20 protein-coding genes are annotated in these 24,632 nt (G+C 72.3%); 14 read left to right on the forward strand and 6 right to left on the reverse strand.

The annotated features are described in order from the left end of the window. The first annotated feature begins 107 nt into the window (after positions 1–107). The 11 genes from ADK64_RS08400 to ADK64_RS08450 all read left to right on the forward strand — a co-directional run bounded on the left by ADK64_RS08400 (position 108) and on the right by ADK64_RS08450 (position 11,704). On the forward strand, positions 108–830 hold the full coding sequence (locus ADK64_RS08400) for a TetR/AcrR family transcriptional regulator (protein WP_053656635.1): 723 nt from the start codon (positions 108–110) through the stop codon (positions 828–830). A gap of 102 nt (positions 831–932) precedes the next feature. Next, complete coding sequence (locus ADK64_RS08405; RefSeq protein ID WP_053656637.1) at positions 933–1,616, forward strand: hypothetical protein; 684 nt, start codon at positions 933–935, stop codon at positions 1,614–1,616. Further along, on the forward strand, positions 1,613–2,887 hold the full coding sequence (locus ADK64_RS08410) for a sensor histidine kinase (RefSeq protein WP_053656639.1): 1,275 nt from the start codon (positions 1,613–1,615) through the stop codon (positions 2,885–2,887). Before ADK64_RS08405 ends, ADK64_RS08410 begins: the two co-directional genes overlap by 4 nt. Positions 2,888–3,140: 253 nt before the next feature. Next, entirely contained in the window at positions 3,141–3,644 is a 504-nt protein-coding gene (locus ADK64_RS08415; RefSeq protein ID WP_053656642.1) for a hypothetical protein, read from the forward strand. A 292-nt stretch (positions 3,645–3,936) separates the two neighbouring features. Next, on the forward strand, positions 3,937–4,584 hold the full coding sequence (locus ADK64_RS08420; RefSeq protein WP_053656644.1) for a class F sortase: 648 nt from the start codon (positions 3,937–3,939) through the stop codon (positions 4,582–4,584). Positions 4,585–4,876: 292 nt separating this feature from the next. Then, positions 4,877–5,797, forward strand: a complete 921-nt coding sequence (locus ADK64_RS08425; RefSeq protein WP_234384500.1) for a hypothetical protein — start codon at positions 4,877–4,879, stop codon at positions 5,795–5,797. Positions 5,798–6,040: 243 nt separating this feature from the next. Continuing rightward, complete coding sequence (locus ADK64_RS08430; protein WP_053656646.1) at positions 6,041–7,255, forward strand: NAD(P)/FAD-dependent oxidoreductase; 1,215 nt, start codon at positions 6,041–6,043, stop codon at positions 7,253–7,255. Then, positions 7,256–9,862, forward strand: a complete 2,607-nt coding sequence (gene nirB / locus ADK64_RS08435; RefSeq protein ID WP_053656648.1) for a nitrite reductase large subunit NirB — start codon at positions 7,256–7,258, stop codon at positions 9,860–9,862. Beyond that, positions 9,859–10,218, forward strand: coding sequence for a nitrite reductase small subunit NirD (gene nirD, locus ADK64_RS08440; RefSeq protein ID WP_053656650.1), 360 nt, complete (start codon positions 9,859–9,861; stop codon positions 10,216–10,218). The genes nirB and nirD overlap by 4 nt, the downstream gene beginning before the upstream one ends. A gap of 44 nt (positions 10,219–10,262) precedes the next feature. After that, positions 10,263–10,847 carry a TetR/AcrR family transcriptional regulator gene (locus ADK64_RS08445; RefSeq protein ID WP_053656651.1) on the forward strand — a complete coding sequence of 195 codons (585 nt, stop codon included), beginning with the start codon at positions 10,263–10,265 and terminating at the stop codon, positions 10,845–10,847. A 71-nt stretch (positions 10,848–10,918) separates the two neighbouring features. Beyond that, complete coding sequence (locus ADK64_RS08450) at positions 10,919–11,704, forward strand: SDR family NAD(P)-dependent oxidoreductase (protein ID WP_053656654.1); 786 nt, start codon at positions 10,919–10,921, stop codon at positions 11,702–11,704. Between the two features lie 22 nt (positions 11,705–11,726). Here ADK64_RS08450 and ADK64_RS08455 read toward each other — a convergent pair whose 3' ends face one another. The 4 genes from ADK64_RS08455 to ADK64_RS08470 all read right to left on the reverse strand — a co-directional run bounded on the left by ADK64_RS08455 (position 11,727) and on the right by ADK64_RS08470 (position 15,734). Beyond that, positions 11,727–12,560, reverse strand: a complete 834-nt coding sequence (locus ADK64_RS08455) for a carbohydrate ABC transporter permease (RefSeq protein ID WP_053656656.1) — start codon at positions 12,558–12,560, stop codon at positions 11,727–11,729. Continuing rightward, on the reverse strand, positions 12,553–13,461 hold the full coding sequence (locus ADK64_RS08460) for a carbohydrate ABC transporter permease (RefSeq protein ID WP_053656658.1): 909 nt from the start codon (positions 13,459–13,461) through the stop codon (positions 12,553–12,555). Before ADK64_RS08460 ends, ADK64_RS08455 begins: the two co-directional genes overlap by 8 nt. Next, on the reverse strand, positions 13,458–14,714 hold the full coding sequence (locus ADK64_RS08465; protein ID WP_199829537.1) for an ABC transporter substrate-binding protein: 1,257 nt from the start codon (positions 14,712–14,714) through the stop codon (positions 13,458–13,460). The genes ADK64_RS08460 and ADK64_RS08465 overlap by 4 nt, the downstream gene beginning before the upstream one ends. A gap of 87 nt (positions 14,715–14,801) precedes the next feature. Next, positions 14,802–15,734, reverse strand: coding sequence for an oxidoreductase (locus tag ADK64_RS08470; RefSeq protein ID WP_053656660.1), 933 nt, complete (start codon positions 15,732–15,734; stop codon positions 14,802–14,804). A gap of 110 nt (positions 15,735–15,844) precedes the next feature. Here ADK64_RS08470 and ADK64_RS08475 point away from each other — a divergent pair, with 110 nt between their 5' ends. After that, positions 15,845–16,396, forward strand: coding sequence for a DUF4232 domain-containing protein (locus ADK64_RS08475; RefSeq protein WP_063789875.1), 552 nt, complete (start codon positions 15,845–15,847; stop codon positions 16,394–16,396). Between the two features lie 209 nt (positions 16,397–16,605). On the opposite strand, the gene ppdK is transcribed toward ADK64_RS08475, so the two are convergent. Continuing rightward, on the reverse strand, positions 16,606–19,326 hold the full coding sequence (ppdK, locus tag ADK64_RS08480; RefSeq protein WP_053656664.1) for a pyruvate, phosphate dikinase: 2,721 nt from the start codon (positions 19,324–19,326) through the stop codon (positions 16,606–16,608). Between the two features lie 442 nt (positions 19,327–19,768). Continuing rightward, positions 19,769–20,989, reverse strand: coding sequence for an ROK family protein (locus ADK64_RS08485; RefSeq protein ID WP_199829536.1), 1,221 nt, complete (start codon positions 20,987–20,989; stop codon positions 19,769–19,771). A gap of 131 nt (positions 20,990–21,120) precedes the next feature. On the opposite strand from ADK64_RS08485, the gene ADK64_RS08490 reads away from it, so the two are divergent. After that, positions 21,121–22,587, forward strand: a complete 1,467-nt coding sequence (locus ADK64_RS08490) for an MGH1-like glycoside hydrolase domain-containing protein (RefSeq protein ID WP_053656667.1) — start codon at positions 21,121–21,123, stop codon at positions 22,585–22,587. Next, positions 22,584–24,521, forward strand: a complete 1,938-nt coding sequence (locus ADK64_RS08495) for a glycogen debranching N-terminal domain-containing protein (RefSeq protein ID WP_053656669.1) — start codon at positions 22,584–22,586, stop codon at positions 24,519–24,521. The genes ADK64_RS08490 and ADK64_RS08495 overlap by 4 nt, the downstream gene beginning before the upstream one ends. Positions 24,522–24,632: the final 111 nt, after the last annotated feature.

The following is a 24,632-nucleotide window of genomic DNA, read 5'->3' on the forward strand; positions in this document are numbered from 1 at the left end:
ACCGTTCCGTTCGATGCGCACACTGTACGCAGATCGGAACGGCGTGCGCAAGCCTTGAACTCTGTACGCTGGATGCGAACGACGTACGCACACAGAGGAGGCCACCGATGGCCGCAAGGACCGAGCACAACCCGATCCCCTCCGTCTGGGCCCGGCAGCGACGCGAACCCGACCAGCCCTCCCTCAGCCGGGAGTCGATCGTGCGCGAGGCGATCGCCGTACTGGACGCGGACGGCGTCGACGCGCTGAGCATGCGCAAGCTCGGCACCCGGCTGAACGCCGGCGCGACCTCGCTCTACCGGCACGTGGCCACCAAGGACGAGCTGATGGAGCTGGCCGTGGACGAGGTCGCCGCCGAGATCCGGGTGCCCGACAGCGACGGGTCCGACTGGCGGGCGGCCGTCACCGAGGCCGCGGGCTCCTTCCGGGCCGCCGCGCTGCGCCACCCGTGGGTGTCCTCGGTGATGGGCCAGGCGGGCCTCGTCTACCTGGGCCCGAACCTGATGTCGTTCTCGGAACGGCTCGCCACGCTGTTCACGGCGGCCGGGTTCCGCGACCCCGACCAGGGGATCAGCACCCTGCTGGCGTACGTGCTCGGCATGGCCACCACCGAGTCCGCCTGGCTCACCACGGTCGCCCGGTCCGGGCACACCGAGGCGGAGTTCGTCGCCCGGCTGATGCCCGCCGCCCAGCAGGCCACGGCCGGTCACGCCCACCTCTCCGCCGCCTACGCCACCACGGACCGGGACCCCGCCCGGGACCGGGACGCCAAGTTCGCCTACGGCCTGGACGTCGTCCTCGACGGCCTGACCGCACGACTTCCGCATTAGTCCCGGGACCTTCGTCCCGAATCACCCGGATCACCCGCTTCTGCTGATCCTTGTTACACGATCTCCGGATTTCTGTTACGAGGCGGTGCGACGGTCGAAGGCATGAAGCCGTCCCTGCGTCTGCTGCTGCCCGCGTGCGCCGTGCTCGTCACCGCCGGGGCCGCCTCCGGGTGCGCCGCCACGGACGGGCTGGCCGCCGGGGAACCGGCACCCTCCGTCTCCGTACAGCCGCGCCCCGAGGCGGTGTGGCCGGCCTGGTCCGGCACGTCCCCCTCGGCTCCCGGCGCGCAGACGTCCACCCACCAGCCGCCGCCCGAGCCGCTGGCGGGACTGCCCCGCGTCGCCGCCGGGAAGCTGAAGGAGCTGGACGTACGGAAGGTACTGCGCGCCGACCCGCGCACCTGGCCGTACGCCGACCGGCCGCTCACCGACCGCCCGGGCCCGGCCGGGATACGCCCGCCGCGCTACGCCGACCTGAGCGGCGACGGCCACCCCGAACTGCTCGTCGCCGTCGACACCGAGAGCGGCCGCACCCTGCTCGCCGTGTACGCCGAGCGGGCCGGCCGGGTGTACGAGGTGCTGCTCACCGGGGGCCGCCGGGTGGCCGTGGAGACGCTGGGCCGGGACCTGGTGCTGCGCAGCCTGTGCGCGGACGGCGCCCAGCAGGCCGTGCGCTTCCACTGGGACGGGGTCCGGCTGGTGACGGTCAGCGACGAGAAGCGGTACGGATCCGCCGCCACGGAGCCCACGCCGACCCCCACGCACAGCAGGGACGGCGGGCGATGACCGCGCCGCCGAGCGCACTGCACCGGCGGCTCGGGCTGCGCCGGCTCGGGCTGCGCGGCAAGATCGCCGTCCTGCTCGCCGTCGGCTGCTCGCTGGTCGCCGTGGCCATCGGACTGCTCGTGCACCAGCAGCGGCTGGAGCAGGTCGGCGCGGGCGCCCGGGCGGAGGCGCTGGCGCAGCTGGTCCGGGTCCGGCAGGTGTACGAACTCACCGGCCGCGTCAGCCAGGACGACTCCGACGCGGCCCTGGACTCCGCCGCCCTGCCGGCGCCGCTCAGGAGCGCGGCGCTCGACGGGCGGCGCACGACCTACCTCGACCTGTCCTCGGCGCACCCCGGCGTGTGGGCGGCGCGGCCCGTCGGCGGCCATGTGCTGTCCGTGCGCAAGCCGCTGGAGAAGGAGGCGCGCGAGATGGCCGCCTTCGACCGGCAGCTGCTGATTTCCGGCGCCTGCGTCGTCGTCCTCGCCACGCTCGGCGGGGCGCTGCTGGCCGGCCGGCTCAGCCGTGAGCTGCGGACGGCGGCGTCGACCGCGCGCCGCATCAGCCAGGGCGAGCTGGATGCCCGCATCGGCGGGCCCGTACCGGCCGGCGGGCGCGACGAGGTGGCCGAACTCGGCGCCGCCGTCGACACGATGGCGGCCACCCTGCAGAGCCGGCTGGAGGCGGAGCAGCGGTTCACCGCCGACGTGGCGCACGAACTGCGCACCCCGCTGACCGGGTTGCACACGGCGGCCGAACTGCTGCCGCCGGGCCGCCCGAGCGAACTGGTCCGGGACCGGGTGCGGGCGCTGCTGACCCTCACCGAGGATCTGCTGGAGGTGGCCCGGCTGGACGCGGCGGTGGAGCGCCCGGACCTGGCGGTACGGCCGCTGGGGCCGCTGGTCGCCGGGATCGTGCGGCGGGCCGGGGAGGACGTCGGGCTCACCGGCGCGGAGGACGAGACGCCCGTACGGACGGACGCGCGCCGTCTGGAGCGGGTCCTGGCCAACCTGATCGGCAACGCCCGCAGACACGGCGGCGGCCCGGTCGAGGTGTCCGTGTCCGGGTGCGCGGTGACCGTGCGGGACCACGGGGAGGGGTTCCCGGAGCGGCTGCTGAAGGAGGGGCCGCGGCGGTTCCTGACCGGCGCCGCCGAGCGCGGGCAGGGCACCGGGCTCGGGCTGACCATCGCCTTCGGGCAGGCACACGTGATCGGGGCGCGGGTGCGGCTGCGCAACGCCTGCGCGGGGGGCGCGGAGGCGGAGGTGAGGCTGCCCGCGGCGGCGCACTGACATGACGTCACCCGTTCAACGGCGCCCGTCGCTCCATTCGTGTTCTCTTCGTACCGCTGTCTCCCGCGCCCGCGTGCACGCCTGTGACCTGGCGGAACTCCGCGCGGTTAGGCCGTATGGGTGCCGCGGGCGACACCCGTTCACCGCATTCCTGACGGGCCATCAGGAAGCGGAACTCCGCGACTGCGACTTACCTCGAAAGGGCAGGGGCGACCCCCTGGACAAGCCGTCTCGCGAAGGTCAGGGGAGCACCATGCGTCACACCGCCCGTCTGCTGACCGGGTTCGCGCTCCTCGGGGCGGCCGCGGCACCCGCCCACGCCGCCGGCAGCCTGGACGTGTACCCGTCCAACGTGGTGCCCGGCAGCCATGTCACGGTGAACACGCCCTTCTGCGGGGACAAGGACGCGGCGACCGGGGACGCGGGCGCGGTCGGTGCCGGCACCTTCCTGCTGGCGCCCAGCGCGCACGCGGGCGACGTGGTCGGCCAGTTCCAGGTGCCGGAGAGCGCACAGCCGGGGACGTACGAGATCGTCGTGAAGTGCGCCGAGGGCAACCGGCAGGTGAAGGGAGACCTGGTGGTGGCGTTGAACGCGGCGCACGGGCAGATGCAGCCGCGGGGAAGCTTGAAGACGGGGGTCGGCGGCGCACTCGGCCCCGACCCCGTGCAGACCGCGGTGGGTGTGGCGGCACTGGCCGTCGCCGCCGCGGGCGGTACCTGGCTCCTGCATCGCCGGGCGAGAGGCGACGGGATCTGACGGACACCCTCCGCTGTCCGTCCACCGGTACCGCACATCCCACCCCCTCCGGGTCCGATGCCCCTCGTGACCCGGAGGGGGGAGGGGTCTGCGGGGCTCCGGCCCCGGGAGGCTGGGGCTCCGGCCCCGGGAAATCAGGGCTCCGGCCCCAGAAAGACCGGGGATCACCCCGGGAAACGGGGCTCCGGCCCCGAAAGACGCAGGGGGCCGGGCCCGAGGGATTCGGGGCCGCCCCGGCAGGTTCAGGGGTCGCTCCGGCGGATTCGGGGTCGTCCCCGGGAGAGGGTTTCGTATGCGCAGGAGCGGCCGGCGCAGCAGGAGCGCCAGGCTCGGCGACGTCGCGATAGCCGCGGTCACCGTCGTGGCCCTCGGTTCCGGGGTGTGGCTGCTCGGCAGCGGCGCCGGGACGCACACGCCACCGCAGCCCGCGGCCACCGAGGGCCGTACCGATCCCGGCGGCGAGCGGTCCGCCTCCCCCGCGCTCGCCCCGTCCCCGCCCACCCGGATCCGCATCCCCGCGATCCGCGTGAACGCCCCGCTGATGGGCCTGGCCCTCACCCCCTCCGGCAGCCTGGACGTGCCGCCCGCGCAGAACAAGAACCTGGCCGGCTGGTACGAGGCGGGCACCCTGCCCGGCGAGACGGGCACCGCGATCGTCGCGGGCCACGTCGACAACACCGAGGGCCCGGCCGTCTTCTACAACCTCGGCGCGCTCAAGCGGGGCGCCCGCATCGAGGTGGACCGCCGGGACGGCTCCGTGGCCGTGTTCACCGTGGACGCGGTCGAGGTCTACGCGGCCCGCGACTTCCCCGACGCCAAGGTGTACGGCGCGGCCGACCGCCCCGAGCTGCGCGTCATCACCTGCGGCGGCGCCTACTCACGGGCGACCGGCTACCAGGGCAACGTCGTGGTGTTCGCCCATCTGACAGGCGGCCGCTGACGGATCGGTACGGTGCCCAACGGGGCGTCGGCAGAAGGCGGCGAGCGGCTCGTCGCCGAGGAGACCTGTTCGAGCAGCACCGGGACCCGCTCGCCGGGCCGGCGGACCGGTCCTGCGATGCCGGGGAAACACGGCACCGCCTCGGCCGCATGCGCAACCCGACAGGACCACGCACGCCCGAGCGACCGCTCGGGCCGTGCGTGGCCGGTTTCGTCCTGCGATGGTTTGGCCTGGCGGCCGTGCGGCTCAGACTGTCGAGGTCACGGTCGGGCGAGGAAGGGGAGCTGCGGGGATGAACAGGGCGACGGGTAGCGATGCCACTGCCGGGCAGTCGACGCCGGGTGCCGCCCCCGCGGGCAGGACCCCGTTCGATGACCTCTATGACCAGCCCGACCCACGGGCCTACTTCCGTGTGCTGGGCGCGCTGGACTACCAGACGCCCCGTCACGCCCAGGGGGTCTTCCGGCGTATGGCCGCCAACCGGACCGCCCGGCCGGCGGGACGTGCGGGGGTGCTGGACATCTGCTGCTCCTACGGCATCAACGCGGCCCTGCTCAATCACGACCTGACGTGGGACGACCTCTACGCCCACTACACATCGCCACGGGCCGGCGCGCTCACCACCGCCGAGCTGATCGAATGGGACCGTGCCTACTACGCGGCCCGCCGACGCCGGGACGCGGTCCCCGCGACCGGACTCGACGTGGCCGCGCCCGCCCTCGACTACGCGCTCGCGGTCGGCCTCCTGGACCATGCGTTCACGGAGAACCTCGAAACCGCCCCGCCCTCACCGGCTCTGCGCCACGCCATGCGCGACACCCGCTTGATCACGGTCACCGGCGGGGCGAGTTTCCTGTCCCCCCGCACCTTCCTGCCGCTCCTGGCCGCTGCCGACGCCCCCGTGTGGATCGCCGCTTTCGTGTTGCGGACGGGCTCCTACCAGCCCATCGCGGAAAGCCTGCGCTCCCACGGACTGGTCACCGAGAAGGCCGCCGGCGCCACCTTCGCCCAGCGCCGTTTCACCAGCCCGCAGGAGCAGCAATACGCCGTCGACGCGGTGGCCCGCGCGGGCGAGGACCCCGACGGGCGGGAGAGCGAGGGTTACTTCCACACGGCCCTCTATGTGTCGCGGCCTCCCGAGGACACCGCGGCGTTCCCCCTCGCGACACTGACGCAGGCTCCGGGTCCGGCCCCTCGCCGGCCCAGGCGTTGAGGACCGGCGCAGTCCGCGACCGCGGCGTCCCGCAGCGCAGGACGGCCCTACCGGTGCACTGGTAGCCCCTGTCCGGGCCGGTCGATGTGGCAGGTCGGCGAGGGCCTCGCGGGTCGGGAAGACCAGCGGCGACAGCGCGGCCGCGGACCTCACACGCCGGGCCGGCGGCAGCTGAGCGCAGCGTTCCGCGTGGGAAACAGGGGTGATGCGGCCGGGTAACGTCAACGCCGCACGCTCGTGGACATGACCTCGAATACGCGTGTGGTGGTGATCGGCGCCGGCCTCGCGGGCGTACGGCTCGCCCGGCGGCTCGGCGAGCTGGGCGCGCCCGCGCTGCTCGTCGGCGAGGAGGAGCACCCGCCGTACAACCGGGTCCTGCTCGCCGAGGTCCTGGCCGGCCGGTACGCCCCGGAGGTGATCACCCTCCCGGCACCCGGAAACCTGCTGCGCACCCGGATCACCGGCATCGACCGGAAGACCCGCCGGCTGCACCGCCCCGACGGACCGCCGATCGCCTACGACACGCTGGTCCTCGCCACCGGCGCCAGCCCCGTACTGCCGCCCCTGCGCCCCCTGTTCACCCCTGAGCATCAACTCCCGCGGGGCGTGCACGCGTTCCGCACCATGGACGACTGCCTGGCGCTGGCAGAGGCGGCACGGCCCGGGGTGCGCGCGGTGGTCGTCGGGGGCGGACTCCTCGGTGTCTCCGCCGCCCGGGCGCTCGCCGAGCGCGGCGCGCGGGTGGTCCTCGCCCAGCAGGCCGAGCGGCTCATGGAGCGACGGCTCGACCCGGACGCCTCCCGGCTGGTGCACCGGCACCTCACGGCCCTCGGCGTCGAGGTGCACACCGAGTGCCGGGTGCGGGACATGCGCTGCGTCGCCGGCGCGGTCCGCTCGGTGGAACTGGCCGACGGCTACGTCCTCGACGCCGACCTCGTGGTCCTCGCCTGCGGGGTGCGCCCGCGTACCGGACTGGCCGCACAGGCCGGACTCGCCGTCCGCGAGGGCGTCCTCGTCGACGACGCACTGCGCACCTCCGACCCGCACATCCACGCCATCGGCGACTGCGCCCGGCACGACGGAACGGTCTACGGCCTCGCGGCACCCGCCCTCGAACAGGCCGATGTGCTGGCCGGGTTGCTGACCGGTGACCGCGCGGCACGCTACCGCGGCACCCGTTCCCTGACCCGGCTGACCCTGACCGGCCCTGGCTCCCCGTTCGACCTCGCCGCGTTCGGCGAGACCGAGGCGCGCCCCGGCGACGACGTCGTACGGCTCTCCGACGCCACCCGCGGCACGTACCGCAAGGTCGTCGTCCGCGACGACCGCCTGGTCGGCGGGGTGCTCGTCGGCGAACTCGGCACCGTCGGCGCGCTCGCCCGCGCCTGGGAGGGAGCGGAACCGCTCCCCGGCGACGGCCCCCTGCTGCATCTGCTCACCAACGACGGAGGCTCCTGAATGACCGACTCCCCGGGGGCCACCCCCACGATCGTGCTCGTCGGCCACGGCATGGTCGGCCAGCGCTTCCTGGAGGCGCTCGCCGAACGCGGCCTGACCGCCACGCACCGCGTGGTCGTGCTGTGCGAGGAGCCGCGTCCGGCGTACGACCGGGTGCAGCTGACCTCGTACTTCTCGGGCCGGACGGCCGAGGAACTCTCCATGACGGACCGGGAGTTCATCGACGGCCACGGCATCGAGCTGTACGTCGGCGACCCGGCGCGGACGATCGACCGTGCCGCGAAGAAGGTCACGGCCGGGTCCGGCCGGGTCTTCGCGTACGACACCCTGGTCCTGGCCACGGGCTCGTACCCCTTCGTACCCCCCGTCCCGAACAAGGACGCCGAGGGCTGCTTCGTCTACCGCACGATCGAGGACCTGCTCGCGATCGAGGCCTACGCGAAGCGGGCCCGGGTGGGTGCCGTGGTCGGCGGCGGGCTGCTGGGCCTGGAGGCGGCGGGCGCGCTCAAGGGACTCGGGCTGGCCACGCACATCGTGGAGTTCGCGCCGCGTCTGATGCCGGTCCAGGTCGACGACGGCGGCGGTGCGGCGCTGCTGCGGACCGTCGAGGGCATGGGTCTGACCGTGCACACGGGCGTGGGCACGCAGGAGATAGTCGCCGGTCCGGAGGGTGCCGTCACCGGCATGAAGCTGTCCGACGGCCGCGAACTCGCCGTCGACATGGTGGTGTTCAGCGCCGGTGTCCGGCCCCGCGACCAGCTGGCCCGGGACTGCGGTCTCACGGTCGGCGAGCGCGGCGGCATCGCCGTGGACGAGCGGTGCCGTACGGTCACCGACCCGCACGTGTTCGCGATCGGCGAGTGCGCGCTGGCGGTGGACGGGCGGGTGTACGGCCTGGTGGCGCCGGGCTACGAGCAGGCGGAGACGGCGGCGGCGACCATCGCCTCCGGCGAGGCGGCCTTCGTCGGGGCCGACCTGTCGACGAAGCTGAAGCTCCTCGGCGTCGACGTCGCCTCCTTCGGCGACGCGCACGGCACCGCCGAGGACTGCCTGGACGTCGTCTACTCCGACTCCCGCTCGGGCCTGTACAAGAAGCTGGTCATCGGCCGGGACGGCACGCTGCTCGGCGGCATCCTGGTCGGCGACGCGGAGGCGTACGGCACCCTGCGCGCGCTGACCGGCTCGGTGCCCCCAGTCTCCCCCGAGTCCCTCGTCCTGCCCGCCCAAGCGGGCTCGGAGGTCCGGCTCGGCCCGTCCGCGCTGCCGGACGAGGCGATCATCTGCTCCTGCCACAACGTGTCGAAGGGCACGATCCGCGGCGCGGTCACGGAGCACTCCTGCACATCCCTGCCCGAGGTGAAGAAGTGCACCCGGGCCGGTACCGGCTGCGGCTCCTGCCTCAAGGTCCTCGGCCAGCTGGTCGACGCCGAACTGGAGGCGTCCGGCGTCGAGGTCGAAAAGGGCCTGTGCGGCTGCTTCGACCGGACCCGCGAGGAGCTGTACGAGATCGTCCTGACCCTGCGCATCGCGTCGTACCGCGAACTGCTCGACCGCTACGGCCGGGACGGTGCCCGGGGCGGCGAGGGCTGCGAGGTCTGCAAGCCGGCCGTCGGCTCGATCATCGCCTCCCTCGCCCCGACGATCGGCGCGAGCGGCTACGTCCTGGACGGCGAGCAGGCGGCCCTGCAGGACACCAACGACCACTTCCTCGCCAACCTGCAGAAGAACGGCTCGTACTCGGTCGTGCCGCGCATCCCCGGCGGCGAGATCGCGCCCGAGAAGCTGATCGTGATCGGCGAGATCGCCCGGGACTTCGGCCTCTACACGAAGATCACCGGCGGCCAGCGGATCGACATGTTCGGCGCGCGGGCCGAACAGCTCCCGCTGATCTGGGCCAGATTGGTGGACGCGGGCTTCGAGTCCGGGCACGCCTACGGCAAGTCGCTGCGGACGGTGAAGTCCTGTGTGGGCTCCACCTGGTGCCGCTACGGCGTCCAGGACTCGGTCCGTATGGCGATCGACCTGGAGCTGCGCTACCGGGGCCTGCGCTCCCCGCACAAGCTCAAGTCGGCGGTCTCCGGGTGCGCCCGCGAGTGCGCCGAGGCCCAGTCGAAGGACTTCGGCGTGATCGCCACCGCGGGTGGCTGGAACCTGTACGTCGGGGGCAACGGCGGCGCGACCCCGCGCCACGCGGACCTGCTGGCGCAGGACCTGTCCGACGCCGAACTGGTCCGCCTGATCGACCGCTTCCTGATGTTCTACATCCGCACCGCCGACCGGCTGGAGCGCACCTCGACCTGGCTGGAGCGGATCCCGGGCGGCCTGGACCACGTACGGGACGTGGTGGTGCACGACACGCTCGGCATCTGCGACGAGCTGGAGGAACTGATGCGGGCGCACGTCGCGCACTACCGCGACGAGTGGGCCGAGACCGTCAACGACCCCGAGAAGCTCGCCCGGTTCGTGTCCTTCGTGAACGCCCCGGACACCCCCGACCCGGTCGTCGCCTTCGTCCCCGAGCGCGACCAGATCAAGCCCGACCTGCCGCTGCTCGCCATCGGCATGCGGCCCGCCGACGACGTCCTGGAAGGAAGCACCCAGCGATGACCCTGGCTGTCGAGACCACCGAGATCACCACCCTGAAGGTCCAACTCCTGCTGGCGGAGGGCTGGTTCACGGCCTGCGACCTGAGCGCGCTGCACCCGGGCCGGGGGGCCGCCGCCCTGCTGCCCGACGGCCGCCAGGCGGCCCTGTTCCGCGACCGCGCAGGCCGCCTCTACGCCATCGACAACCGCGATCCCTTCACCGGCGCGGCCGTCCTCTCCCGCGGCCTGACCGGCACCCACGAGGGCCGCCCGTTCGTCGCCTCTCCCCTGCTGAAGCAGCGCTTCGACCTGGCCAACGGAGAGTGCCTGGACGACGCGTCGGTACGGGTGACGTCGTACGCGGTGCGAGCAGCCTGACTCTTCCTTGACTGATCGTTCCAGAAAAGCCTAGGCTGCGTCACGTGGCCAGGACCAAGGACTTCGATCCGGACGCCGCGCTGCAGACAGCCCTGGAGCTGTTCTGGCGGCGCGGCTACGAGGCGACGTCGATGGCCGACCTGGTCGAGCACCTCGGGATCGGCCGGGCGAGCCTGTACGCGACGTTCGGCAGCAAGCACGAGCTGTACCTGCGGGCACTGGAGCGCTACGAGCGGTCGGGGCTCACCCGGATCGTGCGGGAGCTGTCCCAGCCGGGGGCCGCCCTGCCGGCCGTACGCGCGGTCGTACGGCGCTACGCGGCGGAGGCGGCCGACGAGCGGCTGCGGCTGAACGGCTGCCTGATCACCAACACGGCCGCCGAGCTGGCCCCGCACGACCCGGCCGCCGCCCGGCGCGTCGAGCGCAACTGGGACCACCTGGAGACTCTGCTGCACTCCGCGCTCGTCCGCGCCCAGAGCCAGGGCGAACTGCCGGCCGGCCGCGAACCGCTCGCGCTGGCCCGCACCCTGCTGGTGCTGATGCAGGGCCTGCGGGTCGTCGGCAAGGCATCGGCGGACCCGGCCCGCGTCCGGGACGCGGCGGAGCAGGCCCTGACCCTGCTCGACTGACCCACGCCCTCTTCCGGGTGTGCCTTTTCCTGAGCTCATACTGAACCGTTCGGTCAAAAACAGGGGAGATCATGACCACCACCACTCCGGGCCCGCGCACCCGCTTCACCGGCCGGACGGCACTCGTCACCGGCGCCGGATCCGGCATCGGCCGGGCCGTCGCCCTCGCGTTCGCCGCCGAGGGAGCCCAGGTCGTCGTCGCCGGACGGCGGCCCGAGCCGCTCGCGCAGACCGTCCGGCTGATCGAGGAACAGGGCGGCAAGGCCCTCGCGGTGAGCGCCGACGTCTCCCGCGCGGCCGACATCGACGCCGTGGTCCGCGCCACCGTCGACCACTTCGGCGCGCTCGACGTGGCCGTCAACAACGCGGGCGTCTTCCGGGGCGGACGGCCCCTCGCGGACCTCCCGGAGGAGGACTGGCACACCCAGCTCGCGACCAACGTCACCGGCGTCTTCCTCGCCCTCCGGGCCCAGATCCGCCAGATGAGCAGCCAGCCGGCGGGCGGCGCGATCGTGAACATCTCCTCCACCCTCGGCCTGCACACCACCGCCCCCGGGGCCGCCGCCTACTCCGCGTCCAAGGCCGCCGTGACCGCGCTCAGCCGGGGCGCCGCCCTCGACCACGTCCGGGACGGCGTCCGGATCAACGTGGTCAGCCCCGGTGCCACCGAGACCGCCATGTCCCTGCGCGCCGGCGAGACCGAGGCGGACCGGGCCGAGCGGGCGCGGGCCACCCTCCCGCTCGGCCGTATCGCCACCACCCAGGAGGTCGCCGCCGCCGTCCTCTACCTGGCCTCGGACGACGCGGCCTCGGTCGTCGGCACCGACCTGGTCGTGGACAGCGGCGCCACCCTGTGAGCCCTGCCGGGGCGGTCGGGGGTCAGTCGATCCCCGACCGCTCCACCCCCGCCACGATCCACCGCTGGAAGCAGAGGAAGACCAGCAGCAGCGGAAGGACCGACACGGCGGCGGCCACGAACAGCTCGTGCAGCCGGACGACCTGAGAGGTGGTGAACGACGACAGCGCCACCTGCACTGTCCAGGCACGCTGGTCCTGCCCGATGACCAGCGGCCACAGGAAGGAGTTCCACGCGCCGAGGAACACGATCGTCCCGACGGCGGCGAACACCGGCCGCGCGTTGGGCACGACGACCAGCCAGTACGTACGCCAGTGGCCGAGCCCGTCGACCTGGGCGGCGTCCTCCAACTCCCGCGGAAAGCCGAGGAAGTACTGCCGGAAGACGAAACAGGCGAACGCGGAGAAGAGAGTGGGGATGATCAGCCCCCGGAGCGTGGAGATCCAGCCCAGTGACGACACCAGCACAAAGCTCGGTACGAAGGTGACGGCGGCCGGGACCAGCAGGGTGCCGAGGATGCCGTAGAAGACCTTGTTCGCGTGCCGGTACGGGATGCGGGCGAGGCCGTAGCCGGCGAGAGAGGCCAGGAGCAGGGTGCCGAGGGTCGTGGCGACCGCGATCAGCGCGGAGTTGAGCAGGGACCGGGCGAAGGGCACGGACGGATCGTCGAACAGTTCCCGGACGTTCCCCCACCTCAATTCACCGGGGAAGAAGGTCCATTGGGGTGAGGTGATGTCCTGCTCGCCGGACAGGCCGTTGCGGACCAGCAGGTAGAAGGGGACGAGGAAGAGCAGAGCGAGCGCGACGAGCAGTACCAGCCGCAGTGCCCGCCCGGCCCGTACCAGGGCGTCATCCATCGGCGTCCGTCCTTCCCAGCCTCAGCCAGCGCGCCTGTCCCACCGTGACGACCGCGATGACCAGCGCGAGTATCACCGCACCCGCGCTGCCGAGCCCGAAGTTCTGCCCCTGCCCGAGGGCGGTGTAGTAGAGGTAGACCAGGGGCGGCCGGGCGTAGGGCGGATATCCCCTGGCATCGGACAACAGGTTGTAGAACTCGTCGAAGGCCTGGAAGGCGTTGATGACGAGCAGCAGCACGACCGCGACCGACGTGGCCCGCAGCTGGGGCAGGGTGATGTGCCGCAGCACCGTCCAGCCGGGCCGGGCCCCGTCCACGGCGGCCGCCTCGTACAGCGCCGGGTCGATCCGCTGGAGCCCGGCGAGGAAGAGGATCATGTAGAAGCCGGCCTGCAGCCACAGCCGTACGGTGACGATGACCAGCCAGTACCAGGGCGGGTCCGTGGTGGACAGCCAGGCGACGGGATCCCCGCCGAACCACCCGAGCACCGTGTTCGCCAGCCCGAACCGCACCCCGTTGAAGATCGACATCTTCCAGACCAGGGCGGCGACGACGTAGCTGCACGCGGCCGGAAGGAAGAACACGGACCGGAAGAAGGCGCGTGCCCGCCGCACCCGGTTGACCATCAGGGCGAGCGAGAGGGAGAAGACGTACGTGGCCGGGACGATGAAGGCGGTGAAGACGAGGAAGGTCTTCAGACTGCTGACGAACGCGTCGTCCTTCAGCATCGCCGTGTAGTTGTCCAGGCCGACGAAGTGCGTGGGCGTGACGGTGTTGTGCGCGTCGAAGAAGCTGAGGCCCACGCTCCACAGCAGCGGGACGTAGGTGAAGAGGGCGAGCCCGAGTGCGAACGGCCCCACGAACACCCAGAACCACAGGGCATGGGCTCTGCGGCGCCTCACGACTTCTTCTTCACACGGTCGAGCTCGCCGGACACCTTCCGTACGACGGCCCGCAGTTCGCTCTCCGGACTCGCCCCGCTCTTGATGATGCGGCTGAGCGCGTCCTGGTAGGCGGTCTGCGCGGCCGGCGTCCACAGCAGGGGCTGGGCGTAGCCGTGCTCGGTGGTGAAGCGCACGGCGTCGGCGGCGGCACCCGACCGCAGCTTGGCGGCCTTCTTGGCAAGGGAGATCCGGGCCGGGATGTGAAAGCCGTAGTCGAGGGCGAAGTCCTGCTGGTAGTCGCCGCGTTGGACCCACAGCCACTTCACGAACTCCTTGGCGGCCTCCTGGTGCTTGCTGCGCGCGCTGACGGCGGCACCGTACGCACCGACGGGCACGGTCGGCCGGCCATGAGCGCCGTCCCCGGGAAACGGAAGCACCCCGAAGTCGTCACCGAGTTCCCTCTGCACCTGCGGCAGCGCCCACAGCCCCGACCACTGCATCGCGGTCAGCCCCTGGAGGAAGGCGGACGGGTCCGACCAGTCGGCGGGCGCGCCGAGGAGGAGGGACTTGTCCGCGTACAGCTGGCGCAGCTTGCCGAGGGCGCGAGCGGCGGCGGGGTCGTCGAAGCCGACCTTGCCGTCGGCGGTGACGAGCTGAAGTCCGGCGGCGTAGAGGGGAGTTCCGCCCAGCACACCGGCTCCCCCGTCATTCCCCAGGAAGAGCCCCTTGACCTTGCTGTCGGTGAGCTTGCGGGCCGCGTCCACGAGGGCGTCGAGGGTGGCGGGCGGCTCGACGCCGGCGGCCTGGAGCAGGCTCTTGCGGTAGTAGAGCAGCTGCATGTCGATGACCTGGGGGATGCCCCAGATCTTCCCGTCATGGGTCTTCGTCGCGAGTACGGCCGGATTGAAGTCGTCCTTGACCCCGTCGAGGAGATCGGTGAGATCGACGACCTGCCCGCCCTGGATCTGGTCCACGGTCGGCCCGTTGACCTCGAAGACGTCCGGGCCGGAGTCCGTGAGCAGCGCGGCTGCGGCCTGCTGATCGTAGTTGCCGGGCCGCCACTCCACACTGACGTGTGCCTTCGTGTAGGCGGCGGCGTACCGCTGGACGGCCTGCTGGGTGCCGGCCTCGCCGTACTGGTGGTACCACTGGGACAGCGAGGTGCCCGAACCTCCGTTGCCGCGCCCGGTGTTGGACCCGCACGCGGCGAGCAGTCCGGCACCGGCGGCTGCCGCACTCGCGGTCAGCAGCGTCCTACGGCTCATGATCATCGTCATTCCCCCTGACGTCGGTCATCGATGCACGGCCCAACGATCAACCCTGCGCGTCGATTACGAAAGGGGTGTTGCGGCCGTGTGTCAGGGGGCGAGCGCGTCGTAGGCGACCCCGGTCAGCCGCACGGACTCGTCCCAGAGCCGCAGCGACACACGGTCGTCGAGCGTCCAGGGCGCCCGCCACGAGGGCACGGGCGCGCCCCGCCACATGGCGAACGACGGCCCGATGAACCGATCGGCCCGCACACCGTCGGCGGTCGCCGCGTACAGCGTGGGCAGCGCGCCCGCCGCGGCCGGCTGCGCGAAGACGCGATTGGCCGCCGCCATCACCCGCTCGACAGCGCGGCGCCCCTCGGCACGCGGCCCGGCGGTCTGGAGGTTGGTGGCGGCGTAGCCGGGGTGGGCGGCGAGGGCGACGACATCGGCACCGCGGGCGGCCAGCCGCCGGGCCAACTCGTGGGTGAAGAGAAGATTGGCGCTCTTGGACCGCCCGTAGACGACCCAACGACGGTATCGGAGACGGCTGTTGAGGTGGCGGGGGTCGATGTTCGCCAGGACGTGCATGAGGCTGGAGACGGTCACGACGCGGGCGCCGGGGGTGGCGAGCAGCCGGGGCAGGAGCAGCCCGGTGAGCGCGAAGTGACCGAGGTGGTTGACCCCGAACTGCGTCTCGAACCCGTCCGCGGTCGTTCCGTACGGTACGGCCATCACGCCGGCGTTGTTGACGAGCAGATCGACCCGGTCGTACGGCAGCCGGCGCGCGAAGTCCCGTACGGAGGCGAGGTCCCCCAGATCCAGCGCCCCGAGTTCGACGTCCGCCCGCGGCACCTCCCCCAGCAGCCTCTCGACGGCCGCGCTCCCCCGCGTCCCGCTCCGGCACGCGAGCACCACTTTCGCACCCCTACGGGCCAGCTCCCGGGTGGTGACGTAGCCGAGCCCGCTGTTGGCGCCGGTGACGACGGCCAGGCGACCGGTGAGGTCGGGGATGTCGGCGGTGGTCCAGCCGGCGGCGGCCATGGGCTGGCTCCCTCTGGATCGTTTCGGGCGATGTACAACTTTTCCGGGCCGGGGCGCATCCAACACAGTGACCTTCATCCACCCATTCGCCCGATGGAGACGGATACGCCATGTTTCATTATCCAAACGCTCCGAGACTCTTCCGCACATCCCCCCGACGCGGCGCGGCCGCCGTACTGACCGCCGCCCTCGTGGGCCTCACGGCCGCGGGAGCCGCCTGGAGTGCGCCGTCGGCGACGTCACGGACCTCGGCCTCCGTCCGCACCTGCACGGTCGGCGACCTGTATCTCTCCATGGGCCGCAAGGAGGGCGCGGCGGGGTCGCTGTACTGGCCGATCCGGTTCACCAACACCAGCACGACGAGCTGCACCCTGCGCGGCTACCCGGGCGTCAGCGTCCTGGACACCGCACACCACCAGCTCGGCCGGCCGGCCACCCGCAGCGGCAGTTCCTACGACACGGTCACCCTCACCCCGGGCCACTCGGCCCCGGCGGTCGTCCGCACCACCAACGGCCCGGTGGGCGGTCCCTGCCTGCGCACCGGCGCCTACCTGCGCGTCTACCCGCCGGCGTCCCGCACCGCGGCGCTGATACCGGCCCCCTGGACGACGTGTTCGGGCGTTTTCCAGGTCGGCCCGGTGAATGTCGAGGGCGCCATCTGAGGTCTTCCGGGAGGGGGACGACACAGCGGAGGGGACGACGACCGGCCTCGGGCGCCGGCCCCTCCGCCTCGAGGGGCACGGGTGATGCACGGAGAGGCGGCACCCCCGCACAGGGTGCCGCCTCTCCTCTTTCGTGCGCCGGAGCCGTCGCCGATCGGTGAGGGTCGGGGACCGACGGCGGCTCCGGGGTTCAACCGGCCCGGCAGGGACTAGCGGTGGTCGCTGCCCGTCGAGTTCGTCGCCGCCCGGCCCGCCTCCAGGCGGGCGACCGGGATGCGGAACGGGGAGCAGGAGACGTAGTCCAGACCCACCTCGTGGAAGAACTGGACCGACTCCGGGTCACCGCCGTGCTCGCCGCAGACGCCCAGCTTGAGGTCGGGACGGGTGCGGCGGCCCGCTTCCGCCGCCAGCTTCACCAGGGAGCCCACGCCGTCCCGGTCGATCGTCTCGAAGGGGGAGACGCCGAAGATGCCCTTCTCCAGGTACGCGGTGAAGAAGGACGCCTCGACGTCGTCGCGGCTGAAGCCCCACACCGTCTGCGTCAGGTCGTTCGTGCCGAAGGAGAAGAACTCCGCCGCCTCCGCGATCTGACCCGCCGTGAGCGCGGCGCGCGGCAGCTCGATCATCGTGCCGATCGCCAGCTTGAGCCGCGTACCGGTCGCGGCCTCGACCTCCGCGATGACCTTGTCGGCCTCCTCGCGGACGATCTCCAGCTCCTGGACCGTGCCGACGAGCGGGATCATGATCTCCGCTCGCGGGTCCGCCTTCGCCGACTTCCGCTCCGCCGCCGCTTCCGCGATCGCGCGGACCTGCATCGTGAACAGACCGGGGATGACGAGGCCGAGGCGTACGCCGCGCAGGCCCAGCATCGGGTTCTGCTCGTGCAGGCGGTGGACCGCCTGGAGGAGGCGGAGGTCGTTCTCGTGCGGCTCCTGGCGGGACTCCGCCAGGGCCACGCGGACCGAGAGTTCCGTGATGTCGGGGAGGAACTCGTGCAGCGGCGGGTCCAGGAGACGGACCGTGACCGGAAGGCCGTCCATCGCCTCGAAGAGCTCGACGAAGTCCTTCTTCTGGAGCGGGAGCAGGGCCTTGAGGGACTCCTCGCGTTCCGTCTCCGTGTCGGCCAGGATCAGGCGTTCCACCAGTTCACGACGGTCGCCCAGGAACATGTGCTCCGTACGGCAGAGGCCGATGCCCTGCGCGCCGAAGCGGCGGGCCCGCAGCGCGTCCTCGGCGTTGTCCGCGTTCGCGCGGACGCGCAGGCGGCGCTTGCGGTCGGCGAAGGCCATCATGCGGTGGACCGCCTCGACCAGCTCGTCCGCGTCGTCCGCGCCGGGGTGCATCCGGCCCTCGAAGTACTCCACGACCGGGGACGGGACCACCGGGACCTCACCCAGGTAGACCTTGCCCGTCGAGCCGTCGATCGAGATCAGGTCGCCTTCCTCCACGACGTGTCCGCCGGGAACCGTCATACGGCGGCGCTTGGTGTCGACCTCCAGCTCCTCCGCGCCGCAGACACAGGTCTTGCCCATGCCCCGGGCCACGACGGCCGCGTGGGACGTCTTGCCGCCGCGGCTCGTCAGAATGCCCTCCGCCGCGATCATGCCGTCCAGGTCGTCGGGGTTCGTCTCACGCCGGACCAGGATGACCTTCTCGCCCGAGCGGGACCACTTCACGGCGGTGTACGAGTCGAAGACCGCCTTGCCCACCGCGGCGCCGGGGGATGCGGCGATACCGCGTCCCACCTGGTCGACCTTCGCGTGCTCGTCGAAGCGCGGGAACATCAGCTGGGCCAGCTGGGCACCGGTGACGCGCTGGAGCGCCTCCGTCTCGTCGATCAGGCCCTGGTCGACGAGCTGGGTGGCGATACGGAAGGCCGCGCCCGCCGTGCGCTTGCCGACGCGGGTCTGGAGCATCCACAGCTGACCGCGCTCGATCGTGAACTCGATGTCGCACAGGTCCTTGTAGTGGTTCTCCAGCGTCTCCATGATCTGCATGAGCTGGTCGTACGACTTCTTGTCGATCGACTCCAGCTCCGCGAGCGGGACGGTGTTGCGGATGCCCGCCACGACGTCCTCGCCCTGGGCGTTCTGGAGGTAGTCGCCGTAGACGCCCTGGTGGCCGGAGGCGGGGTCACGCGTGAACGCCACGCCCGTGCCGGAGTCCGGGCCCAGGTTGCCGAAGACCATCGAGCAGATGTTGACGGCCGTGCCCAGGTCGCCGGGGATGCGCTCCTGGCGGCGGTACAGCTTCGCCCGGTCGCCGTTCCACGAGTCGAAGACCGCCTTGATGGCGAGGTCCATCTGCTCGCGCGGGTCCTGCGGGAAGTCCCGGCCGGCCTCGGCCTTGACGATCTTCTTGAACTTGGTGACCAGCTTCTTCAGGTCGCCCGCTTCGAGGTCCGTGTCGACGGTGACCTTCTTGGCCGCCTTGGCCGCGTCGAGCGCCTCCTCGAAGAGCTCGCCGTCGACGCCGAGGACGGTCTTGCCGAACATCTGGATGAGGCGGCGGTAGGAGTCCCAGGCGAAGCGGTCGTCGCCGGCCTGCTTGGCCAGGCCCTGCACCGACTTGTCCGACAGGCCGATGTTCAGGACCGTGTCCATCATGCCGGGCATGGAGAACTTGGCGCCCGAGCGGACCGACACCAGCAGCGGGTTGTCGGGCTGGCCGAGCTTCTTGCCCATGGTCCGCTCAAGGGCGTCGAGGTGCGCACTCACCTCGTCACGCAGTGCCGCGGGCTCCTCACCGCTGGCCAGGTAGACCTTGCAGGCCTCCGTGGTGATGGTGAAGCCGGGAGGGACCGGCAGACCGAGGTTGGTCATCTCGGCGAGGTTGGCACCCTTGCCACCGAGGAGGTCCTTGAGGTCCTTGTTTCCCTCGGTGAAGTCGTAAACGAACTTCACTGCACGGGGGTCTTTGTTTTCCGACACGGGTCTCGACTCCTTGAGGCCACGGTGGCTGCCCTGACGGCGAGGAACATACCCAGATCGAAGGCACATGGGTACGTCCACTTGTGCGTCATGCGCCTGTAACCACCCGTCCGCCAGCGGATCGAAAGTCAAGGCTTGGCAAGCCGCAGCGCCCGTATGTTTTCACTTCTTGAACGCAAGACCACCCACAACCGGGGTTTTTCGCTCAGATGAGCGGGCTACATACACATCTGATTTCGATCGATGAACGATCAAGGGGTGGCACCGAGTGCCACCCCTTGGAGAAGTGCAGTCGCCCATGATCCGCTCATCTGAGCGCAACCCTTATCAAGGGTGGCGAGAATCACGCTGCCACAGCGGGCGGGATTTCACCATGCGGACCGTCGCCGAGACCCCGAAACTCCCGCGAAACACCTCGTCACACGGCCAGGGCGGCGAGACCTCACACGCCCAGCGCCAGCAGCCGCTCCTCCACCCGCTCCGGCGCGTAGAGGTGTTCCACGACCAGTGCCCCCGCTCCGATGAGCGCGGCCCGCTCCCCGAGCCGGGAGGTGACGACATCCAGGTGGGCCGTGGAGCGCGGCAGCGCCCGCTGGTAGAGCAGCTCGCGCACGCCGGTGAGGAAGGGAGTGCCGGCCAGATCGCCCGCGATCATCAGCACACCGGGGTTCAGCAGGGTCACCACCGTCGCCAGTACGTCGCCGACCCGGCGGCCCGCCTCCCGGGCCAGCGCCGCCGCCTCCGGATGCCCGGCCGCCAGCAGATCCCGTACGTCCGCGCCGGAGGCGGCCGGCACCCCGCTCTCCGCTAGCCGCCGGGCCACGGCACCCCCGCTCGCGACGGCGGCGAGACAGCCGTACGAGCCGCACCGGCACAGCGCGTCCGCGCCGACCCTGATGTGCCCGATGTCGCCCGCCCCGCCGTCGATCCCCCGGTAGATGGAACCGTCCACGACCACCCCGGCGCCGATGCCGGTGGAGACCTTGACCAGCACGAAGGCCCGGCAGTCGGGGTGCCCGGCGCGCTGTTCGCCGTACGCCATGAGGTTCGCGTCGTTGTCGACCAGGACGGGGACGGCCGGGGCGCCGGTGTGCTCGGTGAAGGCGCGGGAGAGGCGGCCCGTTATGTCGTAGCCGTCCCAGCCCGGCATCATCGGCGGCTGCACCACCCGGCCGGTCTCGCTGTCCACCGGGCCGGGCACCGCGAGCCCGACGCCGCTGACCTCCGCTGCCGCGTGCCCGGCCTTCTCCAGCAACTCGCCGAACCAGTGCGCGAGTTCGGCCAGTACGACCTCCGGGCCGTCCTCGACCACCAGCGTGCCCGAGTGCTCGGCGAGTATCTCGCCGGTCAGGGAGAGGACGGCCGCGCGGGCGTGCCGGGTGTCCAGGTCGGCGACGAGGACGACGGCGTGGGAACCGTCGAACTCCAGCGTGATGGAGGGGCGGCCGCCGAGCGGTGAGCCGACCGGGCCGCCGGCGCCCTCGCGCAGCCAGCCGGCCCGGAACAGCCGGTCCAGGCGCTGGCCGACCGTGGCCCGGGACAGCCCGGTGACCTGCTGCAGCGCCCCCCGGGTCACCGCCCGGCCGCTGCGCACCAGTTCGAGCAGCTCCCCGGCACCGGCCTGGCCGCCGCTCCGGCCGGCTCTTCCCGGACGTTCGGTCATGCGCACCCCCTTGTGTTTCCCAACTCTGCATTACATAGTGAGTTTTGCGTGTTAAATAGACGTAACTCTACGGTAGACACAACCAAACCCGGTCGGCCCGGCCGGGCGTCATCGTCTTCGGGGAGCCCCGAGTGGATCGCACCGCCCAGCTCAGCGCCGGTATCGCGGGGGACGAGATCGCATACGATCCCCCTGCCTCCGGCACGTCGTTGCACGTCAGGGCGGCCCGGGTGCTGGACGCGAATTGGACGGGCAGTGCGACGGTCCCCTCCCGGAACCTGTATCCGCACCAGTGGTCCTGGGACTCGGCGTTCATCGCCATCGGCCTCAGGCACGTCTCGCCGCTGCGGGCGCAGACCGAGCTGGAGACGCTGCTGGCCGCCCAGTGGGCCGACGGGCGCGTCCCGCACATCGTCTTCAACCCCTCCGTACCGCTCGACGCGTACTTCCCGAGCCCCGACTTCTGGCGCTCCTCCACCGCGGGGCGCACCGCGGGCGCCCCGCGCACCGTACAGACGTCGGGCATCGTGCAGCCACCGGTGCACGCGCTCGCGGCCTGGCTGGTGCACCGCGCCGACCCCGTGCTCTCGCGCTCCCGCGGCTTCCTGGCCCGGGTGTACCCGCGGCTGGCGGCCTGGCACCGCTATCTGCTGCACCGCCGGGACCTGGGCGGCGGCGCTCTGGTGTCCGTCGTCCACCCCTGGGAGCAGGGCATGGACAACAGCCCCTGCTGGGACGCCCCGCTCGCCCGGGTCACCCCGGCCCCGGCCCGCTCCTTCCGGCGCGCCGACCTCGACCACGGAGCGGCGGAGGACCGGCCGACGGATCTGGACTACGGGCGGTACGTGCGGCTGGCCGCCGACTACAGGGATGCCGGATATACCGACGGCGCGGGCGAGTTCGCGGTCGAGGACCCCGCCTTCAACGCCCTGCTCATCGCTTCCGAGCACGCGCTCGCCCGGATCGCCGAGGAACTGGGCGCGGCCGGCACCGCCCGGCACGCGCGCGCGGAGCGGCTGACGGCGGCACTGGTGGAGCGGCTGTGGGACCCGGCGGCGGGGATGTTCCTGTGCCGGGACCTCAGGGGGGACGGCGGGCTCCTCCCCGAGCGTGGCGTCTGCGGACTGGTCCCCCTGCTGCTGCCCGGCCTGCCCCGGGACATCGCCGCCGCGCTCGTCCGAACCCTCCGGGGTCCCCACTTCTCGCTCGGCGGGCGTACCCGGCTCGTCCCCAGTTACGACCTCCTCGGCGAGGCCTTCGACCCGCACCGGTACTGGCGCGGGCCCGCCTGGTTCAACACGAGCTGGCTGCTGGAGCGGGGCCTGCGCGTGCACGGCGAGCGGGACCGGGCCGACGCCCTGCGCGCGGCCGTGCTGCACCTCGCCGACAGCACGGACTTCGCGGAGTACGTCGATGCGTACACCGGCGAGGCCTGCGGTGCGACCGGCTTCGGCTGGACCGCCGCGCTCGCCCTGGACCTGCACCAGGACCTGCGGCGCGAGCTGCACAAAGACCTTGTCAAAGGCCCCGGCGCGGGCGTGTCCCCGGCGGGCACCGGCACGTTCGACACGAGTGACAAAGGAGGGTACCGGCGATGACGGACCGGCATCATCTGCTCGTGCACGGGGCGACCTTCGCCGCCGTGGGCGACCGGGGCGACATCAGCGGGGTCCGGAGCGGCAGCTCCCCCGACGGGCTGTTCGTACGGGACGCCCGGCATCTCAGCCGCTGGCAGCTCACCGTCGACGGCGCCGTGCCGGAGGTGCTCACCCCGGTCACCGACGGCGACGCGGCCCGCTGTGTGCTGGTGCCGCGCGGCGGGCGACAGGAGCCCCCGGCGCACACCCTCTTCCGTGAACAGGCCGTCGGGGACGGCTCGTTCGTGGAGTCCCTGCGGGTCACCAGCAACCGCCCGGTGCCGACCACGACCCGGCTCGCCATCACCGCCGACGCCGACTTCGCCGACCAGTTCGAGCTCCGCTCCGACCACCGCACCTACGTCAAGCCCGGCGCCGTACGCTCCCGCGAAGTCCTGGACGACGGCATCGAGTTCAGCTACCGGCGCGCCGAATGGCGGTCCTGTACGGCGATCACGGCCGACCCGGCGCCCGACGCCGTGGAGGAGACGGGCACCGGCGCCCGCCGCCTGGTGTGGACCCTCGACCTCGCGCCGCACGGCACGGTCGAGCTGATGCTGCGCGTGATCGCCCGGCCGCACGGTGAGAAGCGGGCCGTGCGGGTGCCGCGCGACCCCGCCGCCGTGCACGAGCAACTGCTCGCACAGGAAGGCGAGTTCATGGAGGGGGTGGCTTTCCCGACCGGCTGGCCGGAGCTGTCGGCGGCCTGTGCGCGCGGGCTCGCCGACCTGGCCGCGCTCCAGGTGCCGGCCACCGGACCGGACGGCGAGGAACTGCGCGTCCCGGCCGCCGGCGCCCCCTGGTACCTCACTTTGCTCGGCCGGGACGCCCTGCTCACCTCCCTGTTCGCGCTGCCGTACCGGCCACGGCTGGCCGCCGCCACGCTCCCCGCGCTCGCCGCGACCCAGGCGGGCGGCTCCGGTCTGTCCCCGGTCGCCCAGCCCGGCAAGATCGTGCACGAGGTACGGCACGGCGAGCTGGCGCACTTCGGTCAGGTGCCGTTCGGGCGGTACTACGGCTCGGTCGACGCGACCCCGCTGTTCCTGATCCTGCTCGGCACGTATGTCGAGCAGACCGGGGACGGGGATCTGGCCCGCCGTCTGGAGGCCCACGCGCGTGCCGCCGTCGGCTGGATGCTGGACCACGGCGGGCTGACCTCGCGCGGCTATCTCGTCTACCGCGCCGACGAGGGCGGACTCGCCAACCAGAACTGGAAGGACTCCCCCGGCGCGATCTGCTGCGCCGACGGCACCCGGCCCACCGGCGCGGTGATGGCGGCGGGCGCGCAGGGGTACGCCTACGACGCGCTGCGCCGCACGGCGTGGGTGGCGCGCACGGTGTGGGCCGACGGGACGTACGCGGCGCTGCTGGAGCAGGCGGCCGCCGATCTCCGGGACCGCTTCCAGCGGGACTTCTGGATGCCGGAGCACTCCTTCCCGGCGCTCGCGCTCGACGGCGAGGGCCGCCGCATCGACGCGCTGGCCTCCGACGCCGGGCATCTGCTGTGGTCGGGGCTGCTGGACAAGGAGTACGGCGAGGTGGTGGGCCGACGCCTGCTGGAGCCCGACTTCTTCTCCGGGTGGGGTGTCCGTACGGTGGCCTCCGGGCAGCCCGCGTACCATCCGCTCTCCTATCACCGGGGCTCCGTCTGGCCCCATGACAACGCTCTGATCACGCTGGGGCTGACGCGGTACGGGCTGCATGACGAGGCGCGCACGGTGGCGCATGCGCTGGTCGACGCGGCGACGGCCGCGGGGCATCGGCTGCCGGAGGTGCTGGCGGGGTACGGGAGGGACACGCATCCGGAGCCGGTGCCGTATCCGCACGCGTGCGTGCGGGAGTCCCGGTCCGCCGCCGCGCCGCTTGCTCTGCTCACGGCGGTGGGCGGGGTCTAGCGCCGGTGGGGCGCCGCGGGTCGTGGGCGATGTGTTTGCCCGGTGTTTGCCCGGTGTCCTGAACGGGGGGCGACGGGTGGCCGTACGAGAGGGCATCACGGGTCTCGCACG

Origin of the sequence: Streptomyces sp. MMG1121 (genome assembly GCF_001280015.1) — a bacterium.
GTDB lineage: Bacteria > Actinomycetota > Actinomycetes > Streptomycetales > Streptomycetaceae > Streptomyces.

Bases quoted from the DNA above. Each gene is read 5' to 3' on its own strand.
- ADK64_RS08425 (WP_234384500.1), top strand. From the start codon at position 4,877: ATGAACAGGGCGACGGGTAGCGATGCCACTGCCGGGCAGTCGACGCCG.
- ADK64_RS08465 (WP_199829537.1), bottom strand. From the start codon at position 14,714: ATGATCATGAGCCGTAGGACGCTGCTGACCGCGAGTGCGGCAGCCGCC.
- ADK64_RS08495 (WP_053656669.1), top strand. From the start codon at position 22,584: ATGACGGACCGGCATCATCTGCTCGTGCACGGGGCGACCTTCGCCGCC.
- ADK64_RS08415 (WP_053656642.1), top strand. From the start codon at position 3,141: ATGCGTCACACCGCCCGTCTGCTGACCGGGTTCGCGCTCCTCGGGGCG.
- ADK64_RS08400 (WP_053656635.1), top strand. From the start codon at position 108: ATGGCCGCAAGGACCGAGCACAACCCGATCCCCTCCGTCTGGGCCCGG.
- ADK64_RS08485 (WP_199829536.1), bottom strand. From the start codon at position 20,989: ATGACCGAACGTCCGGGAAGAGCCGGCCGGAGCGGCGGCCAGGCCGGT.
- ADK64_RS08420 (WP_053656644.1), top strand. From the start codon at position 3,937: ATGCGCAGGAGCGGCCGGCGCAGCAGGAGCGCCAGGCTCGGCGACGTC.
- ADK64_RS08405 (WP_053656637.1), top strand. From the start codon at position 933: ATGAAGCCGTCCCTGCGTCTGCTGCTGCCCGCGTGCGCCGTGCTCGTC.
- ADK64_RS08450 (WP_053656654.1), top strand. From the start codon at position 10,919: ATGACCACCACCACTCCGGGCCCGCGCACCCGCTTCACCGGCCGGACG.
- ADK64_RS08430 (WP_053656646.1), top strand. From the start codon at position 6,041: ATGACCTCGAATACGCGTGTGGTGGTGATCGGCGCCGGCCTCGCGGGC.
- ADK64_RS08410 (WP_053656639.1), top strand. From the start codon at position 1,613: ATGACCGCGCCGCCGAGCGCACTGCACCGGCGGCTCGGGCTGCGCCGG.
- ADK64_RS08455 (WP_053656656.1), bottom strand. From the start codon at position 12,560: ATGGATGACGCCCTGGTACGGGCCGGGCGGGCACTGCGGCTGGTACTG.
- ADK64_RS08475 (WP_063789875.1), top strand. From the start codon at position 15,845: ATGTTTCATTATCCAAACGCTCCGAGACTCTTCCGCACATCCCCCCGA.
- nirB (WP_053656648.1), top strand. From the start codon at position 7,256: ATGACCGACTCCCCGGGGGCCACCCCCACGATCGTGCTCGTCGGCCAC.
- nirD (WP_053656650.1), top strand. From the start codon at position 9,859: ATGACCCTGGCTGTCGAGACCACCGAGATCACCACCCTGAAGGTCCAA.
- ADK64_RS08470 (WP_053656660.1), bottom strand. From the start codon at position 15,734: ATGGCCGCCGCCGGCTGGACCACCGCCGACATCCCCGACCTCACCGGT.